Raw genomic sequence first — 16,377 nt, 5'->3', positions numbered from 1 at the left:
CACAATAATGAAGCGCTATCTCCAATTGGCGGCGGAGTTCGAAAGTCTGATGCTGAACGGTACGCTTGAACCCGGTGTGCGACTCCCGTCGGTGCGCCGGGCGAGCAGTTCGTATCGCGTGAGTCCTTCAACCGTTTTCCATGCTTACTACACCCTCGAACGACGAGGCCTGATCGTCGCAAGACCTCGCTCGGGCTATTTCGTCGCAAGCGGGCCCGCGTCAACGAAAGCCTTAACCCTCGTTTCGAAGCACAGTGTTGAGGACGCGGGTGGTGACAGCCTGACTATCCGCTTCATGAGGGCTCAACGTCGATGCGCGCATCCGTGGCTTGGCTCTTCCGAGCCATGTGCCAAGCTGTTCCCGTTTAGCCGGATTGCGCGCGCTTTGGCTGCAGCAATTCGGAGGATGGCGAGTTCCCGGAACGCCTTGTCGGCGGGAGAGGTAGAAGCGGATCTGCGTCGCCAGATCGCCCTGCGCTACGTTGTCACAGGTGTTGCGGTCCCAATCGAAGAGGTTGTTGTGACGAGTGGCGCGCTCGACGCAACGATGCTTTGTCTGCAGGTTCTGACTCGGCCTGGCGACACCATCGCAATTGAACGGCCTGCTTTCCACGCCGTGCGAGATGTGGTTAAGCGCCTCCGTCTTAAGGCCGTGGAAATCCCTGTCGATCCACACCATGGACTCGACCTCGGCGTATTAGAGGAGGCGTTGCGGCAGCGTCCGGTACGGGCTTGCTGGTTTATGACGACACTGCATCAGCCAACAGGCGCGACGCTCTCCGATGAACGGAAGCAGGCACTTGTGAGGCTACTGGCCATATATGGCGTGCCGCTGATCGAGGACGACGTATTCCGCGAACTGCATTTCGGTTTGACGCCGGCGTATCCGGCGAAGCGCTTCGATGCCAAAGGTCTCGTGCTGCACTGCGGGTCGTTCTCGACGAGCCTTGCGCCGGGCCTGCACCTCGGTTGGGTAGCCGCGGGGCGCTACGCCAGGAGAATTGAGCACGCGCGTTGGCTGACAATGGACCCGGCGTCTGTGCCCGTGCAATGCGCAATTGCGGGCCTCCTTGAACATGGGGATTACGACCGGCTGCTGCGTAAGCTGCGCCGCGAACTGGCGTCCCTTCAGACACGGATGGTGGCCGCTGTCGTAAAGTACTTCCCCAAAGGGACACTGGTGGTCCGGCCGCCGGGCGGATTCTTCCTTTGGGTGCAACTTCCAGAAGGCGTAGGGGCAGTGCAGTTGTTCGAAATGGCCGAAGCGCACGAAATCGCGATAGCACCCGGTGCAATTTTTTCATGCGATAGCGAATTTCGCCGTCACATCCGGATTAACTATGGACGTCCGTGGACCCGGGACGTTGAAAAGGAGATACACACTTTGGGCACGCTGGCGAGGCGAGCCGTGGCTGAGCAACGGGCGGCCAGGCATGCGGGGCGTGAAGGCGCGGAAGCAATGGCAGGCGAGGCGCCGTGATCGATGGCGATGCCGGCGGAGCGAAGCGCCTCCGGAGCTACCTGCCACCTGCATGCGGCGGTGATTGGCCCGGGGGCGGTGGAAGTAGTTGTTCTACCGCTGGAGACGAATTCGCTGGCCCGATCAATCGATGTCGCCAGGCCGGAGCAGGCCGGAGCGTCGACATTCGACGTACCACGGTGGCAGCATTTTCGCCTGAGCTTCAGCCCAGTTCCACAATCGTTGGCAACGTGGTGGCACAGCAACTTAACACGGACTTTGGCTTCGGTATCATCAGGTCGCCTGAACGAACGTCTGCGCGACATTGCGACCGTCATGCAACCCGCTAGAATGAACATCGCGCACCCCACGCACCTCGCCGATGTCACCTGTCGCCTCGCGAGGTAAGATAGCGGCCATCATCGCAATGGTTGCCCCGCTCCCGGCGGCGCGGCGCCATGGCCGACTTCCCGAACCCTCCCGGATTTCGTCATGCTCGAACTCATTTCCGAACACCGTTGTTTCGGTGGTGCGCAACGCTTCTATCGCCACACGTCGACTGTCATCGGCCTGCCGATGCGTTTCTCGGTGTTCATCCCGCCTCAGGCGCGTGACGGCCGGGCGGTGCCGGCGCTGTTCTATCTCGCGGGGCTTACCTGCACGGAAGAAACGTTCATGATCAAGGGCGGCGCGCAATGGCTCGCCGCAGAACACGGCGTGGCGCTGATTGCGCCCGACACCAGCCCGCGTGGTGCTGGCGTGCCGGGCGAGACCGATGCCTGGGATTTCGGCGTCGGCGCCGGCTTCTATCTCGATGCGACACAGGCACCTTGGTCGGCGCACTATCGCATGTACAGCTATATCGTCGACGAACTCTACGGCGTGGTGACGCAATCGCTGCCGATCGATGCGGGACGGATCGGCATCTTCGGCCACTCCATGGGCGGGCATGGTGCCCTGACGCTAGCACTGCGCAACCCTGACAAATTCCGCTCGGTGTCGGCATTCGCGCCGATCGCGGCGCCAACGCGTTGCCCATGGGGCGAGAAGGCATTCGCGGGATATCTGGGCGCGGATCGCGAGACATGGCGTCAGTATGACGCCAGCGAACTGTTGGCGAAGGCCGGGCAGGTGGTGTTTCCCGGCGGCATCCTGATCGATCAGGGCTTGAACGATCAATTCCTCGAATCACAACTGCATCCGCACCTCTTCGAGCGCGCCTGCCAGGATGCCGGTCAGCCGCTGAACCTGCGGCGCCACCCCGGCTACGACCACGGCTACTACTTCATTCAGACCTTCATGGCGGATCATCTGTCGCATCACGCCGAGCATCTGCGCACTTACTGACCGCGCCCGTGCCCGCGACGCCCGATTCTCTCGGGCCGATCACGCCTTATGACGGAGCGGCAGTCAGCGCGTTAGCGAGCGCGACAGCCGGATAACGACATCGGGCGCGGCGGTCAATCCTGACCCGCCGCGCTCGACATCCGATAACGCATTACTTCTTGGTCGAAATAATCGCGTCGGCCACGTTCCTCGGCGCTTCGGCGTAGTGTTTGAATTCCATTGTGTACGTGGCGCGCCCTTGCGTGAGCGAGCGCAACGAGGTCGAGTAACCGAACATTTCTGACAGCGGCACCTCGGCGCGTACGATCTTGCCGCCGCCCACGATGTCATCCATACCCTGCAACATGCCGCGACGACCGGACAGGTCGCCCATCACGTTGCCCATGAACTCTTCGGGCGTCTCGACTTCGACCGCCATCATCGGCTCGAGCAGCACCGGGTCGGCGCGGCGCATCGCCTCCTTGAACGCCATCGAGCCCGCCATGCGGAACGCGTTTTCGTTCGAGTCCACGTCATGGTATGACCCGAACGTGAGCGTAACCTTCACGTTGACGACCGGATAGCCGGCCACCACGCCGTTGTTCAGCGTCTCGCGAATGCCCTTGTCCACGGCCGGGATAAACTCGCGTGGCACCACGCCGCCCTTGATCGCATCGACGAATTCATACGGCTTTTCCTTGTCCGGCTCCAGCGTGATGACCACGTCGCCATACTGGCCGCGTCCGCCCGACTGCTTGACGAACTTGCCCTGCACGTCTTCGATTTTCTTGCGCACGGTTTCGCGATAGGCGACCTGCGGCTTGCCGACGGTCGCTTCCACGCCGAACTCGCGGCGCATGCGATCGACCAGAATTTCGAGGTGCAGCTCGCCCATGCCCGAGATGATCGTCTGGCCCGATTCTTCGTCGGTCTTCACGCGGAACGAGGGGTCTTCCTGCGCCAGCCGATTCAGGGCGAGGCCCATCTTCTCCTGGTCTGCCTTGGTCTTGGGCTCGACCGCCTGCGAAATCACGGGCTCGGGGAATTCCATCTTCTCCAGAATGATCACGGCGTTCGGATCGCACAGCGTGTCGCCAGTCGTCGCTTCCTTCAGACCGACCGCCGCGGCGATATCTCCCGCCCGCACTTCCTTGATCTCGATGCGTTGATTGGCGTGCATCTGCAAGATACGCCCCAAGCGTTCCTTCTTGTCCTTGGTCGGATTGAAGACGGTGGCGCCCGAGTCGATCACGCCCGAGTACACGCGGAAGAAGATCAACTGGCCGACGAACGGGTCCGTCATGATCTTGAAGGCGAGGGCGGAGAAGGGCTCGTCGTCCGACGGGTGGCGTTCGATCTCCTTGTCGTCTTCGTCGTGACCGGCGATGGCGGGCACGTCGACGGGCGACGGCAGGTAATCGATCACAGCGTCGAGCATGGCCTGCACGCCCTTGTTCTTGAACGCGGTGCCGCACAACATCGGCACGATTTCACCCGCGACGGTACGCTTGCGCAGCCCCTGCCGGATCTCGGCCTCGGTCAGCGTATCGCCGCCAAGATACTTTTCGAGCAGCGCCTCATCGGCCTCGGCGGCGGCTTCGATCATCTTGTCGTGCCATTCCTGCGCCGTGTCCTTGAGATTGGCCGGAATGTCGACGTATTCGAACTTCACGCCCTTCGATTCCTCATCCCAGACGATGCCTTTCATCTTCACGAGATCGACCACGCCCTGGAAATTGTCCTCGGCGCCGATCGGAATCTGGATGGGCACGGCATTGCCGCGCAGACGCTCGTGAATCTGCTTGTGCACGCGGAAGAAGTCGGCACCCACGCGGTCCATCTTGTTGACGAACGCGATGCGCGGCACCTTGTACTTGTTGGCTTGCCGCCAGACGGTCTCGGACTGCGGTTGCACACCGCCGACCGAATCGTAGACCATGCAGGCGCCGTCGAGCACGCGCATCGAGCGCTCGACTTCAATCGTGAAGTCGACGTGGCCCGGCGTGTCGATGATGTTGATGCGGTGTTCGGGATAGTTGCCGGCCATGCCGCGCCAGAAGCAGGTCGTCGCGGCAGACGTGATCGTGATGCCGCGCTCTTGTTCCTGCTCCATCCAGTCCATCGTGGCAGCGCCTTCGTGGACTTCGCCCAGCTTGTGGTTGACGCCTGTGTAGAACAGGATGCGCTCGGTCGTCGTTGTCTTGCCAGCGTCGATGTGAGCACTGATGCCGATGTTTCGGTAGCGCTCGATGGGGGTCTTTCGGGCCACGGTACACCTCTTTTCCAGACGGTGGGAAAAAGCATAGCAGCAGCCATCATACTCCAATGTCTCCATGCCGCGCTGAGCGTGACATCGGCTGGAAGCCCAGCAGGCATGGGGGTTTGCGCCGGCCGGCGGCACCGCCTGCGGGCGGGCGCGGCGCCTCGCCGGCACGCCCCAGCGGCACGGCCGGAACGGCGAAGGCGCCGATGATGCCGATGATGCCGATTACGCGGTATGGCGCGCCCGGGCGAACGCCAGCACGTCGCCCCGCGGGCCGTTGGCGGCCGTCTGGGCGGGGGCGTCGAGCATGGACGTGACGAGGTCGCCATCGGTCAGCCGGAACACGGCGACGGCGTCGCGCAGATAGCGCGCCTGATCTTCCAACGACCCGGCGGCCGCCGTGGCCTGCTCGACGAGCGCGGCATTTTGCTGCGTGACCTGGTCCATCTGCATGACGGCGGTGTTGACCTGCTCGATGCCGCCCGATTGCTCGCTCGATGCCGCCGAGATTTCGCCCATGATGTCGGTCACGCGCTGCACGGCCTGCACGATTTCCGCCATCGTGCGACCGGCGTCGCGCACTTGTGCCGAGCCGTCTTCGACCTTGTCGACGGACGTCTCGATGAGCGTCTTGATCTCCTTGGCCGCGGCGGCGCTGCGTTGGGCTAGCGTGCGCACTTCGCCCGCCACGACGGCGAAACCGCGACCCTGCTCGCCGGCACGCGCCGCTTCGACGGCGGCGTTCAGGGCGAGGATATTGGTCTGGAAGGCAATGCCGTCGATCACGCCAATGATGTCGTTGATCTTCGTCGAGCTGGCCGCAATCCCCTGCATCGAGGCGACCGCACGTTCGACCACCCGGCCGCCTTCACCGGCGATTTCCGACGCGTTCGCGGCCAATTGGCTGGCTTGCCGCGCGTTATCGGCGTTCTGGCGCACGGTGGCCGTCAACTCTTCCATCGACGAGGCGGTCTCTTCCAGGGATGCGGCCTGCTCTTCGGTGCGGGACGACAGATCGGTGTTGCCGGCAAGCAATTGCCCCGATGCCGAGGCGATGGCGGTTGTGCCGTGTCGTACGCGTCGCACAATGTGTTCCAGACTTTCATTCATGTGTTTGAGCGCGCCCATCAATTGGCCCGTCTCGTCGCGGCTGGTCACATCGATGCGGCTCGTGAGATCGCCCTGTGCCACGCGCTCGGCCACGGCCACGGCGCGCGCGAGCGGACGCGTGATGCTGCGCGTGACCGACCAGGCGGCGCCGATGCCCAGGAGGGTTGCCGCTGCACCGATGGCGATGAGCAGCCATTTGGCGAAGACGATGCCGGCGCGCGTTGTGGCGCCGGTGTCGTCGACGATCTTTTTCTGGAGCGTGACCAGTTCGGCGGCTTCGGCCTGCATGGCGTCGAGCGCGGGGAGGGCGTCGCGATGGGTGAGGTCCAGCGCCAAGTCTCGCTCGCCCGAGGTCAATGCGGCGAGCATCGCACGACGTGCCGTCACAAACGCGTCGTTGTGTTGCCGGATCGAGGTCATCAATTGTTTGCCTTGCGCCGACACCACGTATTTGTCGAGCACGGCCTGCGCCTCGGCGATCCGGCTGAGATTGGCGTCGATACGCTGGTTGATGGTGTTGCGTTGCGCGGCGTCGGTGATCGTGAAGATCTCCAGCATGCGGCGGCCGTTGCCACGCACCATGGCATCGATGCTGTGTGCCGCATCGGCCTTGGCCCACGCGCTGGTGAGCAGTTCTTCGTTATCGCGCTCGATGGCGACGAAGCGCATCAGGGTGATGACAAGCATGGTCAACAACAGGGCTAGCAACGTGCCGAAACCGATGGCCAGTCGGGTTCGGATTTTCAGGTCGGCGATTCGCATTCGGGTGACTCCGTTTAGGGATGGGATGCCTGGACGACAAGGGTGACGTTGTGGCCCACTTGCGTTGCGAGGCCGGGTTGCCGATCGCTGCGCGGTGCGTGCCGACGTTCAGCAGGAAGCACGACGCGACCTTGTCACACGCACCGACATCGGCGCGCGCGACACGCCAAGCAACGCGTGACGGGGGGGATCAATGAAGCCAGTTCGCCTATCTCTATCTACGACGCGAAACGCGCTAACTGAAGGTTTCCTTCAGCAAAACGGGCGAGGGCGTACCGACGAGACGCTCGGCATGTCGAACGACAAGACGCCCGCTACACGAAGCGCACGGCGTAGATAGGGGGCAAGTGCGTGGACAGGCATTGCCACTGCTCGCCTGCGTTGTCGCTGACCCACAGCGCGCCGGTGGTCGAGCCCATGGCGAGCGAGTGGCCGGTGGCGTCGATATCCAGGCCGTGGCGATAGATCAGATCGTAGGACGGCACCTCCGGCAGTCCGTGCGAGAGCGATGTAAACGACTCGCCGCCATCGCGCGTGCGAATGACGACGAGACGGGCGTCGACCGGCATGCGACAGGCATCGCGCTGGGCGGGTACGAACCACGCGACATCGGGGTCGTGCGGATCGACGGCGACAGCAAAACCAAAACTCGACGGTGACGCTTGAATCCGCCGCCACGAGGCGCCGTAGTCGAGGCTGCGGAAGATGCCGTTGTGATGCTGTGCCCACAGGGCGTTGGGGGCGTCGCGGCATTGCACGAGACGGTGGACGTCCTGCGCATTCGGATCGAGGCGTCGTTCGGGCGGCATGTAATCGGCTTCCATGCCGCTGGCCGCCAAAGCCCAGGTGTGTCCGTCGTCACGTGTGCGCCAGACGCCGCCGGTCGAGATGGCGACGCTCACCTGTCGGCTGTCGCGCGGATCGATACAGATCGAATGAATGCCGGGGTGATCGTAGCCGCCCCCCATCCATTCGGCGCGCTCGGGGCGATCCCACAAGCTTTGCACCAGTGTCCAGGTGCGGCCTCGGTCGTGGGAGCGGAAGAGGCCACCGGGAATCGTGCCTGCCCACAGAACGCCGGGGGCGTCGGGCCCCGCGGCTTCAAGCGACCAGAGCAGGGAGACCGATGGTGCCGACGGTGCCGACAACGCCTGCGCATCGTTCGCCGATGCTTCGGACTGCTCTATTTCTGGGGCGAAGGCCGGCGGTGAGAGTTCGGTCCACTCGCTCGCGTCGCGTTCGCGGCACCAGAGCTTCACGCCGAAGTGACCCAGATTGAGCGCGGCGTAATCGGTGCCGTCGCGCGGGTCGCGCAGCACCATGCTCACGGGCTCGCCGGGAAAGTCGGGCGCGCTCGACTTCAGGCGCCAGACGGCGTCCTCACGCTGCCATGTGAACAATCCCTTGCGGGTGGCAACCAGCAACGTGGCTCCGGTGACGTGTTTCACGATCTGCCTCCTTGGCTCGCGCGAGTCTTGTTCGATGCTCGCGCATTCATCCGCCGCTCCCGCCGTGCTCCCTTATCCGCCCGAGAGCGCCTGGGCGACATACACGCGGCTGGCGTCGTTCAGTGTGTCGCCCAGCGTGTGTCGGTCGCGGATCAGCCGGCCATCGACAAAGACCGCGACGTGCGCACGCAATCGTCCCTGATCGTTGAACAGGTAGCCGCGCAACTCGGGCGTGAGCGTCACGCATTGCGCGAGCACGGCATGGACGGTCGGTCCATCGATGCATTGATCGTCAACGCAGACGTGGCGCTGAATTGCGGGTGCGAAGGTGACGGTCGCCATGTCCTGGTTTCGCGGATGCCGTTGCGGCCAACGGATCCATCTTCCGAAGAGAACGAGACCTTCAGTGTAGACAATGCGGATCGCTTGCATGGTGTGCAGTGCAGCACTGTTGTGCGTTCGCCGCGCTATGTTTGCCGGAAGATAGCGGGCTCATCGTCCCTTGCGGCCAATCATGAGGCGAGAGGGCGCGGTTTGGTTTCCTTTGCATGACGAGCAGCGAGTATCGAGTCTCGTGGGGCGTCGTCGTAGGGTGTGGCATCGCATATCGGACACTCCCCATCCCACTTCACCGCGTTATTGTTCACCATTATCGGAGTGCCCGCGAGCGCAGTGCCGCAGGCAAACTCCAGGAGGGAGCAATGGCAAAGAACCGAGGAAAAGACATTGGCATGGGACGCTGGTCCGATGCGGCGATCAAGCGTCAGTGGCGCTTGCACAAGGCGGGCGAGGCATCGCAGAAGGAGGACTTGACGGTCAGGCGGCCGCCGGAGATGGCGAGGTGTGAAGGCTACTTCGTATGGAGCGGCCGTCAGGCGGCGTTTATCGGTCGGCACGACGGCGCGTTAAAGCATGGCGCGCGTCATTACGCGACCTGCACGGCGCAGGCCAAGCGCTATGCGAATGTGGCGGAGGCCCGGGCGGCGGCAGATGCCTTGGTGGGCGCGGTGCTGATCATGTACGGCTACGCCGCCAACTCCCCACTCTATGCCGTGGGGCGATGACGGCGTGCGCCGGGCCGAGCGGCAACGTTACTTGCCCAACTCGTGGCCGATGACCCCGCCGACGACCGCGCCGCCGATGGTGCCGGCGGTGCTGCCGCCGGTGGCTTCGTGCCCGATGACCCCGCCCGCGGCGGCGCCGCCCAGCGTGCAGCCGACGAGGGACGAGCCCATCGCGAGTGCCGTGATGACAACGAGAATCGACTTCGTCGTATTCATGATGCGTCTCCTGAAGCATGAGGTGGCCGTGCGACCCGCAACGACGTGAATCCAGCTTAGATGGCACGCGTTTCGCAGACTATCGGTCGCGGCTGAATCGACTGTAGGAATCGGACGACAGGGGATGACTGGCAGGATGCGGAGCATGGGCGGGCAGAAACGACGAAGGCCGCACAGCGTGCGGCCTTCGTCATGCATCTGGTGGGGCGTGAGTGACTCGAACACTCGACCTACGGATTAAGAGTCCGCTGCTCTACCAACTGAGCTAACGCCCCGGTGCTGCCGGGAACAAAAAAGGCTGCACGCGGCGCAGCCTTCGCTGTCGTACTTTGGTGGGGCGTGAGTGACTCGAACACTCGACCTACGGATTAAGAGTCCGCTGCTCTACCAACTGAGCTAACGCCCCGATGCTACCGGGAATAAAAAAGGCTGCACGGCGAAGCAGCCTTTTTCAGAATTCGTTTGGTGGGGCGTGAGTGACTCGAACACTCGACCTACGGATTAAGAGTCCGCTGCTCTACCAACTGAGCTAACGCCCCAACGAGACCGAGATAATATCGGCTCTTCCGTAAGGGGTCAACCCTTAATGGTGAAAATCCGCAAAAACGACTTATGTCAGGAGGGGTACCAGCTCGAACGCCAGCACGGCAAGCACCGCGCCGACGACAACGAGTAGCGAGCGCCAGCACATTCGAACGGCGCCTTTGCAGGGCATGGCGCCGACAGCGATCGCGCCGAATGCGGCGATCGCAAACATGCTCATGAGTTCCGCGTTGGAAAGGTGGGGCACGATCATCGCCGGTCTCCCTGCCGCTATTGCGCGAGTCAAATCATGTTTCAAGTATAGAAAACGGCCCCGTCCAAGCAAAGCGGCGCGGCAACCGGGATTTCCCCAGTGGCCGCGCCGCGCGTTGTTGCGATGCGATCTGTCCGAAACGTTCGATTCACTCGATCCAGGCGCAGCAAACGATCCTCAACGTTATTCGGGCAGATCGAGAATCAGCACGATCGTCCATGCGTCGTCGCCCTCGTGGTGGTACTGACGCTCCACCACGATAAACGGTTGCTTCTTGTCGCCTTGGCCGAGGAACAGCACGTCGCCTTCGGCTGGCATGCATTCGATCGGCGGCAGCGCGAGAGGGGTGCCCTTGGGGACGAGTTTTTCGGCCTTCTTCGCTGCGCGTTCGGTCCACTCGATATCGAATTCGATCTGACTCACCGGATGATCCTGTCTATGCAAAATGAAACGGCTGCATGGTAGCACGCAGCTTGCGCGACTCAAGAAAAAAGCCCGCGCCTTGGGCTGGGCGCGGGCGAAGGTCCCATGCGCTCGCGGGAGCGCATGGCGACAGGAGAGGCGCCCGTGGGGAAACCGTCGGTGCCCGCCCAACCAGAGGGGAAGTGTTCTGGACGAGCGGGCGTGCCGGTTGCCCGGTCAGGCTCAGGCGCGTGCCTGTCGGCGGGACAATACGAGGTGACGCAACACAGGCTGGCGATGCCGTCCTGCCTGTGTGCGTCACGTCGTGCTGCCGGGGTACGGCAGCACGACGAGGGACGGCGCGTGCGGCGCGGCTCGGAGGGAGGCTGAGAGCGGCGACCGACGCTGTCGATTGAGCGCTGCGGCGTGCCGCGATGCTCAGCGAGGGCTCAAGGCTTACGGATTCGAGTACTTCATTTCGCCGTTCTGGCGTGCGCGCACGAGATCGTCATACACCTGGGCGCGCGTCTTGCCCGGCGCTTGATTGGGCTGCATCGTGGCGAGCACGGGATACTCGTAATCGTTCTGCGGAATCAGGCCCTGCGCGCGGGCATCGACCAATTCCTGGCGAACCTGCTCGCGCGAGACCTGCGAGGTTTGCGACACCCACGCGAATTGTGAACCCTCGGGATAGGCATCGCTGCTCCGACCCGCCTGTGCGAAGGCGGCTCCGGCGGCGGTGACCATCAAGACCGACATCAGGGCTGAGGCGATGTGCTTGCGATTCATGACGTTGACTCCTGTCTTTCTCAGTTGCGGGGGCGCGCAATGCATCGGTACCGGCGTTCGCTTTCGTAGGCTTCGGTATGCGTTGTGTGCGACCGTTGAAGACAGTCTAGGCGTCTGGCTATCACGGAAAAATGGCAATTGAGGGAATAAATACTTCCGGGAATCGCAACAATGCGCGACGTGCGCCCAAAAAAAACGCCACCCGCAGGTGGCGATCACGACGTAGCGGCGATGGCTGCGGGTGTTGCGTTCAGCGCGTCGCGATGACGACGGCGGCGCCGGCCATCACCGTGCCGGTCGCGCGATTCAGACGTCGCACGGCGCGCGCCGAACTGAGCAGTCGGCGCGCGCGGGCAGCGAGCGCGATGTAGCTGCCGAACACGAGCGCGAGAACGCTCAGCGTAACGCCCACGATTTCGAGGTAGCCGAGCGCTGTCACCCGTTGCAGATCGAGCAGATTGGGCAGCAGGGCGAAGTAGAACACGACGACCTTCGGGTTGCCCATCGTGACCGACAGTCCTCCGAGAAACAGACGCCACGATTGCTCGCGCGGCGCGGCGGCCATCGGTTCCGCGGGCGCGGTGACCGGTGCGTGCCACATCTTCCAGGCCAGGTAGAGCAAGTAGGCGGCGCCGGCGTATTTGATCGCGAGAAACACGCCCGCGAAGGTATGGGCCAGTGCGGCGACGCCCAGCACGGCAAGCGTTAGCCACACGACATCGCCGATCGCCACGCCTGTTGTGAACGCGATGGCGCCCTGCGTACCGCGTCCGAGCACGCGTGCCACAATGGCCGCGATGCCCGGCCCGGGCGTGCCGGCGCCGACGAACAGGGCGAGGGCGAACGTAAGTAAAGGGGTCCACTCCATCTCAGTGTTTCCTCGCGATTGAGACGTTCAGCGTTGTCTGGAAACGTGCCGACGCGCGCGCCTCGACGGGGGCTCCTGTGCGCTCATTTGCACACAGAAATGCCCACTCAGGCGCCGAGCCAAGGCAGTCCACGAAAGCACCAGCCGCTCACCGTCTTTCGATGGCCGGCCTTGTCCTTGTCGCCCTCGAAGCCTTCGAGAATGTCGAACGACTGCGTGTAACCGGCTTCATAGGCGACCTTGGCCGCGGCCTTCGAGCGGGCGGCGCTGCGACACAGGAACAACAGCGGCGTGGTCTTGTCCGGCGTCTGGGAAGCGAGTTGCTCGAGGAAGTGTTCGTTGGGCACGCCTCCTGGGTATCGAACCCATTCGACGTTGGCGTATTGACCATCGGGTACCTGCGGGCGGCCGACCCAGTCGAGTTCAGCGCGCGTGCGCACGTCGATCAGGCGAACGTTGGCATCGGCGCCAAGCAGTGCCAGGGCTTCGTCCGGCGTCACGGCGCCTGCGTAGGCGAGCTGAGCGCTCGCGCGGCGTTGGGAGGCTTGCTCGAGAATGGCTTTGGCGCTTGTCATGGGGCTGTGATCTCGTTGAACGATGATTGTGCTTTATTCTAGCGTGCCCTTCGTGCGCGAGGCGCGTTACGTGTTGCGTGGCATCGGGATTGGCCGGCGCGCAGCCAGTGTTTGGCCGCGCGTGATGGCGGTGCAGGCCGACGCACAATTTCGGTTCGCGCCGATCGGTGGCGGGCACCAAAAAAGTGCATAATCGCAAAATGCACCAATGCAGTGATGTTTCGGTGCGCGTTGCACCGAATCGGGGAATTGTGGCCCGTGAGCGGGGATTCCAGGCTGGACGCACCAGAATGGAATATTCGCTTAGAAATCAGAGGGCGAGGGTCAGGGAGGGCAGGGTGATGGGTTGTTGGCACGCTTCCTGCTTATCACTGGCGAATCCGAACACGGAGTTCGTTAAGACGGTACGGCGACGCGGGCGATAAGCGCCAGCAGCGCCAGATTGAATCTTTCGGGAGATAGCATGAGCAAATCTGTGGCAGATGTGATGAATCTGGTTAAGGAAGAAGACGTCAAGTTCGTCGACTTCCGCTTTACCGATACGCGCGGCAAGGAACAACACGTCTCGGTGCCGGTGTCGCACTTCGACGCTGACAAGTTCGAGAGCGGCCACGCTTTCGACGGTTCGTCGATTGCTGGCTGGAAGGGCATCGAAGCCTCGGACATGCTGCTCGTGCCGGACGCGAACACTGCCTATATCGACCCGTTCTACGAAGAAAACACGCTGGTGCTGACCTGCGACGTGATCGAGCCGGCCGATGGCAAGGGCTACGACCGCGATCCGCGTTCCATCGCCAAGCGCGCTGAAGCCTACCTGAAGAGCACGGGCCTGGGCGACACCGCCTTCTTCGGTCCGGAGCCGGAATTCTTCATTTTCGACTCGGTGCAGTGGAGCACGGACATGTCCGGCTCGTTCGTCCGCGTGAATTCTGAAGAAGCCCCGTGGTCGTCGGCGAAGGACTTCGAAGGCGGCAACACCGGCCACCGTCCGGGCGTGAAGGGCGGTTACTTCCCGGTCGCACCGGTCGATTCGTTCCAGGACATGCGCTCGGAAATGTGCCTGTTGCTCGAGCAACTGGGCGTGCCGGTCGAAGTGCACCACCACGAAGTGGCGGGTCAGGGCCAGAACGAAATCGGCACGAAGTTCTCGACGCTGGTCGAGCGCGCCGACTGGACGCAGATTCTGAAGTACGTGGTGCACAACGTGGCACACAGCTACGGCAAGACGGCAACGTTCATGCCGAAGCCGATCGTGGGCGACAACGGCTCGGGCATGCACATCCACCAGTCGGTCTGGAAGGATGGTCAGAACCTGTTCGCCGGTAACGGCTACGGTGGTCTGTCGGAGTTCGCGCTGTATTACATCGGCGGCATTATCAAGCACGCACGTGCCCTGAACGCGATCACGAACCCGTCGACCAACTCGTACAAGCGTCTGGTGCCGCACTTCGAAGCACCGGTGAAGCTGGCCTACTCGGCCCGTAACCGTTCGGCCTCGATCCGCATTCCGTACGTTGCCAACCCGAAGGGTCGCCGCATCGAAGCGCGCTTCCCGGATCCGATGGCCAACCCGTACCTGGCCTTCTCGGCCATGCTGATGGCGGGTCTGGATGGCGTGCAGAACAAGATCCACCCGGGCGAAGCTGCCGACAAGAACCTGTACGACCTGCCGCCGGAAGAAGACGCAAAGATCCCGACCGTGTGCTCGAGCCTCGAACAGGCGCTGGAATACCTGAACGAAGACCGCGAGTTCCTGACCCGTGGTGGCGTGTTCACGGATGGCATGCTCGATTCGTACATCGCGTTGAAGACGGACGAAGCGCGTCGTATCGCCATGACCACGCACCCGCTCGAGTTCGAACTGTACTACTCGCTGTAATTGAATCGCTGCGCAGGGAATGCGCCGGCATGACGGAACGCCAGCGGCCGACCGTCATGCTCGACAGGCAAGGGGGATGGCCGCGGCCGTCCCCCTTTTTTATCCGCAGCGCGCATTCGCCACGTAGCCAGCCATGAACCTCTCGCCTCGATCCTTAATGAACAGTGTCCGTGCCGGTGGGAAAGGGCAGACGAAGCGCGCCGAGCACGCCGCTGCCGCGGAAGATCCCCATGCCGCCGAGATGACCCCCGACGCCGCCGGCCATACGACTGCGTTGCCGCCGGGCGTCGATCCGTGGGAAGCCAGGCTCGCGGCGACGGGCGTGTTGCCCGGTCTCGAAGCGTTGCCGACCGTCTTGCTGGTGCTTGAGAAGCAATCACTGCGTGTCGTGTTTGCCAACCCGGCCGCCGAGGCGCTGCTCGCGCTTTCGCGCCGTTCGCTGTCGCAAATGACGTGGAACGACGTCTTCACGAACGGCGAGGTGCTCGCGTCGACGATGGCCGATCTCATCGCCAACCGCTTTCAGACGACGCGCCTCGATTTGGTGCTCGAGCGCACCGCGCAGGAGCCTCTGCACACGCATGCGATTGTTGCCGCCCCCGAGGCCGCCCCCGATTTCGTGATCGTCGAGCTGATCGAGAACGAACAGAAGATCAAGAACGAGCGTGAAGAGCGCATCATCGATCAGGCGCTGATGAACAAACAGCTTATCCGCAACCTGGCGCACGAAATCAAGAACCCGCTGGGCGGGATTCGCGGCGCGGCGCAGTTGCTGGAATTCGAGCTGGATCAGCGTGAGCTGCGCGAGTACACGCAGGTCATCATCAAGGAGTCCGACAGACTTCAGACGCTGGTCGACCGCCTGCTCGAGCCGCACCGTCATCCGTTCATTGCCACCGACGTCAACATCCATGAGGTGTGCGAGCGCGTGCGGTCGGTGGTGCTCGCCGAGTTTCCGCAGGGGCTGTCGATCGAGCGCGACTACGATGTGAGCCTGCCCGACTTTCGTGGCGACAAGGAACAACTCATTCAAGCCCTGCTCAACATCGTGCGCAATGGTGCCGAAGCGCTGCGCGGGCAGATTGCACGCGGCGATGCGCGCATCGTCCTGCGCACGCGAGTGGCGCGAAAGATCACGATTGCCAAACGTTTGCACAAGCTGGCATTGGAATTGCATGTGATCGACAACGGGCCAGGCATTCCCGCCGACATTCGTGACCGCATTTTCTATCCGCTCGTCTCCGGGCGCGAAGGGGGGAGCGGTCTGGGACTCACACTGGCGCAGTCGTTCGTGCAGCGCCACGAGGGTTTGATCGAATGCGAAAGCCGGCCCGGACGGACGGATTTCCGAATCCTGCTGCCCCTGGGCTGAAGCGGCCCTCACGCCGTCGGCCGTAGCACCTGCGGCCGGGCATAGACG

The 16,377-nt window shown here is 63.1% G+C and carries 15 protein-coding genes and 3 tRNA genes; 5 read left to right on the top strand and 13 right to left on the bottom strand.

Features of this window, described 5'->3' with window-relative positions; all coding sequences use genetic code 11:
• The first annotated feature begins 7 nt into the window (after positions 1-7).
• Together BGP02_RS02460 and fghA are read left to right on the top strand one after the other, a co-directional pair.
• On the top strand, positions 8-1,480 hold the full coding sequence (locus tag BGP02_RS02460; protein ID WP_039829903.1) for an aminotransferase-like domain-containing protein: 1,473 nt from the start codon (positions 8-10) through the stop codon (positions 1,478-1,480).
• 471 nt (positions 1,481-1,951) lie between these two features.
• Positions 1,952-2,806, top strand: a complete 855-nt coding sequence (gene fghA / locus BGP02_RS02455) for an S-formylglutathione hydrolase (RefSeq protein WP_286797584.1) — start codon at positions 1,952-1,954, stop codon at positions 2,804-2,806.
• Positions 2,807-2,957: 151 nt separating this feature from the next.
• Here fghA and fusA read toward each other — a convergent pair whose 3' ends face one another.
• From fusA to BGP02_RS02435, 4 genes are all read right to left on the bottom strand, one after another.
• Positions 2,958-5,054 (bottom strand): elongation factor G, encoded by a 2,097-nt coding sequence (gene fusA / locus BGP02_RS02450; protein WP_017232355.1) that lies wholly within the window; start codon positions 5,052-5,054, stop codon positions 2,958-2,960.
• A 219-nt stretch (positions 5,055-5,273) separates the two neighbouring features.
• The gene (locus BGP02_RS02445; RefSeq protein ID WP_286797582.1) at positions 5,274-6,920 is read right to left on the bottom strand and encodes a methyl-accepting chemotaxis protein; all 1,647 of its coding nucleotides are present in this window, start codon (positions 6,918-6,920) and stop codon (positions 5,274-5,276) included.
• A gap of 314 nt (positions 6,921-7,234) precedes the next feature.
• The gene (locus tag BGP02_RS02440; RefSeq protein WP_286797580.1) at positions 7,235-8,368 is read right to left on the bottom strand and encodes a beta propeller repeat protein; all 1,134 of its coding nucleotides are present in this window, start codon (positions 8,366-8,368) and stop codon (positions 7,235-7,237) included.
• Between the two features lie 72 nt (positions 8,369-8,440).
• Positions 8,441-8,710, bottom strand: coding sequence for a MoaD/ThiS family protein (locus BGP02_RS02435; protein ID WP_026131863.1), 270 nt, complete (start codon positions 8,708-8,710; stop codon positions 8,441-8,443).
• Positions 8,711-9,069: 359 nt separating this feature from the next.
• Between BGP02_RS02435 and BGP02_RS02430 the strand changes: the two genes are divergently transcribed.
• The gene (locus BGP02_RS02430; RefSeq protein ID WP_150564495.1) at positions 9,070-9,432 is read left to right on the top strand and encodes a hypothetical protein; all 363 of its coding nucleotides are present in this window, start codon (positions 9,070-9,072) and stop codon (positions 9,430-9,432) included.
• 27 nt (positions 9,433-9,459) lie between these two features.
• Here BGP02_RS02430 and BGP02_RS02425 read toward each other — a convergent pair whose 3' ends face one another.
• The 9 genes from BGP02_RS02425 to BGP02_RS02385 all read right to left on the bottom strand — a co-directional run bounded on the left by BGP02_RS02425 (position 9,460) and on the right by BGP02_RS02385 (position 13,078).
• Positions 9,460-9,648, bottom strand: coding sequence for a glycine zipper 2TM domain-containing protein (locus BGP02_RS02425; protein ID WP_150564494.1), 189 nt, complete (start codon positions 9,646-9,648; stop codon positions 9,460-9,462).
• A gap of 199 nt (positions 9,649-9,847) precedes the next feature.
• Positions 9,848-9,923: transfer RNA gene (locus tag BGP02_RS02420), tRNA-Lys, on the bottom strand.
• 55 nt (positions 9,924-9,978) lie between these two features.
• A tRNA-Lys gene (locus BGP02_RS02415) sits at positions 9,979-10,054 on the bottom strand.
• 57 nt (positions 10,055-10,111) lie between these two features.
• Positions 10,112-10,187: transfer RNA gene (locus BGP02_RS02410), tRNA-Lys, on the bottom strand.
• Between the two features lie 71 nt (positions 10,188-10,258).
• Entirely contained in the window at positions 10,259-10,444 is a 186-nt protein-coding gene (locus BGP02_RS02405) for a hypothetical protein (RefSeq protein WP_017233511.1), read from the bottom strand.
• A 183-nt stretch (positions 10,445-10,627) separates the two neighbouring features.
• Positions 10,628-10,867, bottom strand: coding sequence for a hypothetical protein (locus BGP02_RS02400; protein ID WP_017233512.1), 240 nt, complete (start codon positions 10,865-10,867; stop codon positions 10,628-10,630).
• Between the two features lie 435 nt (positions 10,868-11,302).
• Positions 11,303-11,635 (bottom strand): DUF4148 domain-containing protein, encoded by a 333-nt coding sequence (locus tag BGP02_RS02395; protein ID WP_017233513.1) that lies wholly within the window; start codon positions 11,633-11,635, stop codon positions 11,303-11,305.
• Positions 11,636-11,885: 250 nt separating this feature from the next.
• Positions 11,886-12,503 carry a LysE family translocator gene (locus BGP02_RS02390; protein WP_017233514.1) on the bottom strand — a complete coding sequence of 206 codons (618 nt, stop codon included), beginning with the start codon at positions 12,501-12,503 and terminating at the stop codon, positions 11,886-11,888.
• Between the two features lie 107 nt (positions 12,504-12,610).
• Positions 12,611-13,078 (bottom strand): rhodanese-like domain-containing protein, encoded by a 468-nt coding sequence (locus BGP02_RS02385; RefSeq protein ID WP_150563608.1) that lies wholly within the window; start codon positions 13,076-13,078, stop codon positions 12,611-12,613.
• A 463-nt stretch (positions 13,079-13,541) separates the two neighbouring features.
• On the opposite strand from BGP02_RS02385, the gene glnA reads away from it, so the two are divergent.
• Positions 13,542-14,957 carry a type I glutamate--ammonia ligase gene (glnA, locus tag BGP02_RS02380; protein ID WP_017233517.1) on the top strand — a complete coding sequence of 472 codons (1,416 nt, stop codon included), beginning with the start codon at positions 13,542-13,544 and terminating at the stop codon, positions 14,955-14,957.
• Between the two features lie 241 nt (positions 14,958-15,198).
• On the top strand, positions 15,199-16,329 hold the full coding sequence (gene glnL / locus BGP02_RS02375) for a nitrogen regulation protein NR(II) (protein WP_157211433.1): 1,131 nt from the start codon (positions 15,199-15,201) through the stop codon (positions 16,327-16,329).
• Positions 16,330-16,377: the final 48 nt, after the last annotated feature.

Origin of the sequence: Pandoraea sp. 64-18 (assembly GCF_001899225.1) — a bacterium.
GTDB lineage: Bacteria > Pseudomonadota > Gammaproteobacteria > Burkholderiales > Burkholderiaceae > Pandoraea > Pandoraea cepalis.
This window is presented reverse-complemented; position numbering and strand designations above follow the sequence as displayed.

What these genes read in the sequence shown, in the direction of transcription:
- BGP02_RS02460 (WP_039829903.1), top strand. Translation starts at nt 8, where the DNA reads ATGAAGCGCTATCTCCAATTGGCGGCGGAGTTCGAAAGTCTGATGCTG.
- fghA (WP_286797584.1), top strand. Translation starts at nt 1,952, where the DNA reads ATGCTCGAACTCATTTCCGAACACCGTTGTTTCGGTGGTGCGCAACGC.
- BGP02_RS02445 (WP_286797582.1), bottom strand. Translation starts at nt 6,920, where the DNA reads ATGCGAATCGCCGACCTGAAAATCCGAACCCGACTGGCCATCGGTTTC.
- BGP02_RS02435 (WP_026131863.1), bottom strand. Translation starts at nt 8,710, where the DNA reads ATGGCGACCGTCACCTTCGCACCCGCAATTCAGCGCCACGTCTGCGTT.
- BGP02_RS02430 (WP_150564495.1), top strand. Translation starts at nt 9,070, where the DNA reads ATGGCAAAGAACCGAGGAAAAGACATTGGCATGGGACGCTGGTCCGAT.
- BGP02_RS02425 (WP_150564494.1), bottom strand. Translation starts at nt 9,648, where the DNA reads ATGAATACGACGAAGTCGATTCTCGTTGTCATCACGGCACTCGCGATG.
- BGP02_RS02405 (WP_017233511.1), bottom strand. Translation starts at nt 10,444, where the DNA reads ATGATCGTGCCCCACCTTTCCAACGCGGAACTCATGAGCATGTTTGCG.
- BGP02_RS02395 (WP_017233513.1), bottom strand. Translation starts at nt 11,635, where the DNA reads ATGAATCGCAAGCACATCGCCTCAGCCCTGATGTCGGTCTTGATGGTC.
- BGP02_RS02390 (WP_017233514.1), bottom strand. Translation starts at nt 12,503, where the DNA reads ATGGAGTGGACCCCTTTACTTACGTTCGCCCTCGCCCTGTTCGTCGGC.
- BGP02_RS02385 (WP_150563608.1), bottom strand. Translation starts at nt 13,078, where the DNA reads ATGACAAGCGCCAAAGCCATTCTCGAGCAAGCCTCCCAACGCCGCGCG.
- glnA (WP_017233517.1), top strand. Translation starts at nt 13,542, where the DNA reads ATGAGCAAATCTGTGGCAGATGTGATGAATCTGGTTAAGGAAGAAGAC.
- glnL (WP_157211433.1), top strand. Translation starts at nt 15,199, where the DNA reads ATGACCCCCGACGCCGCCGGCCATACGACTGCGTTGCCGCCGGGCGTC.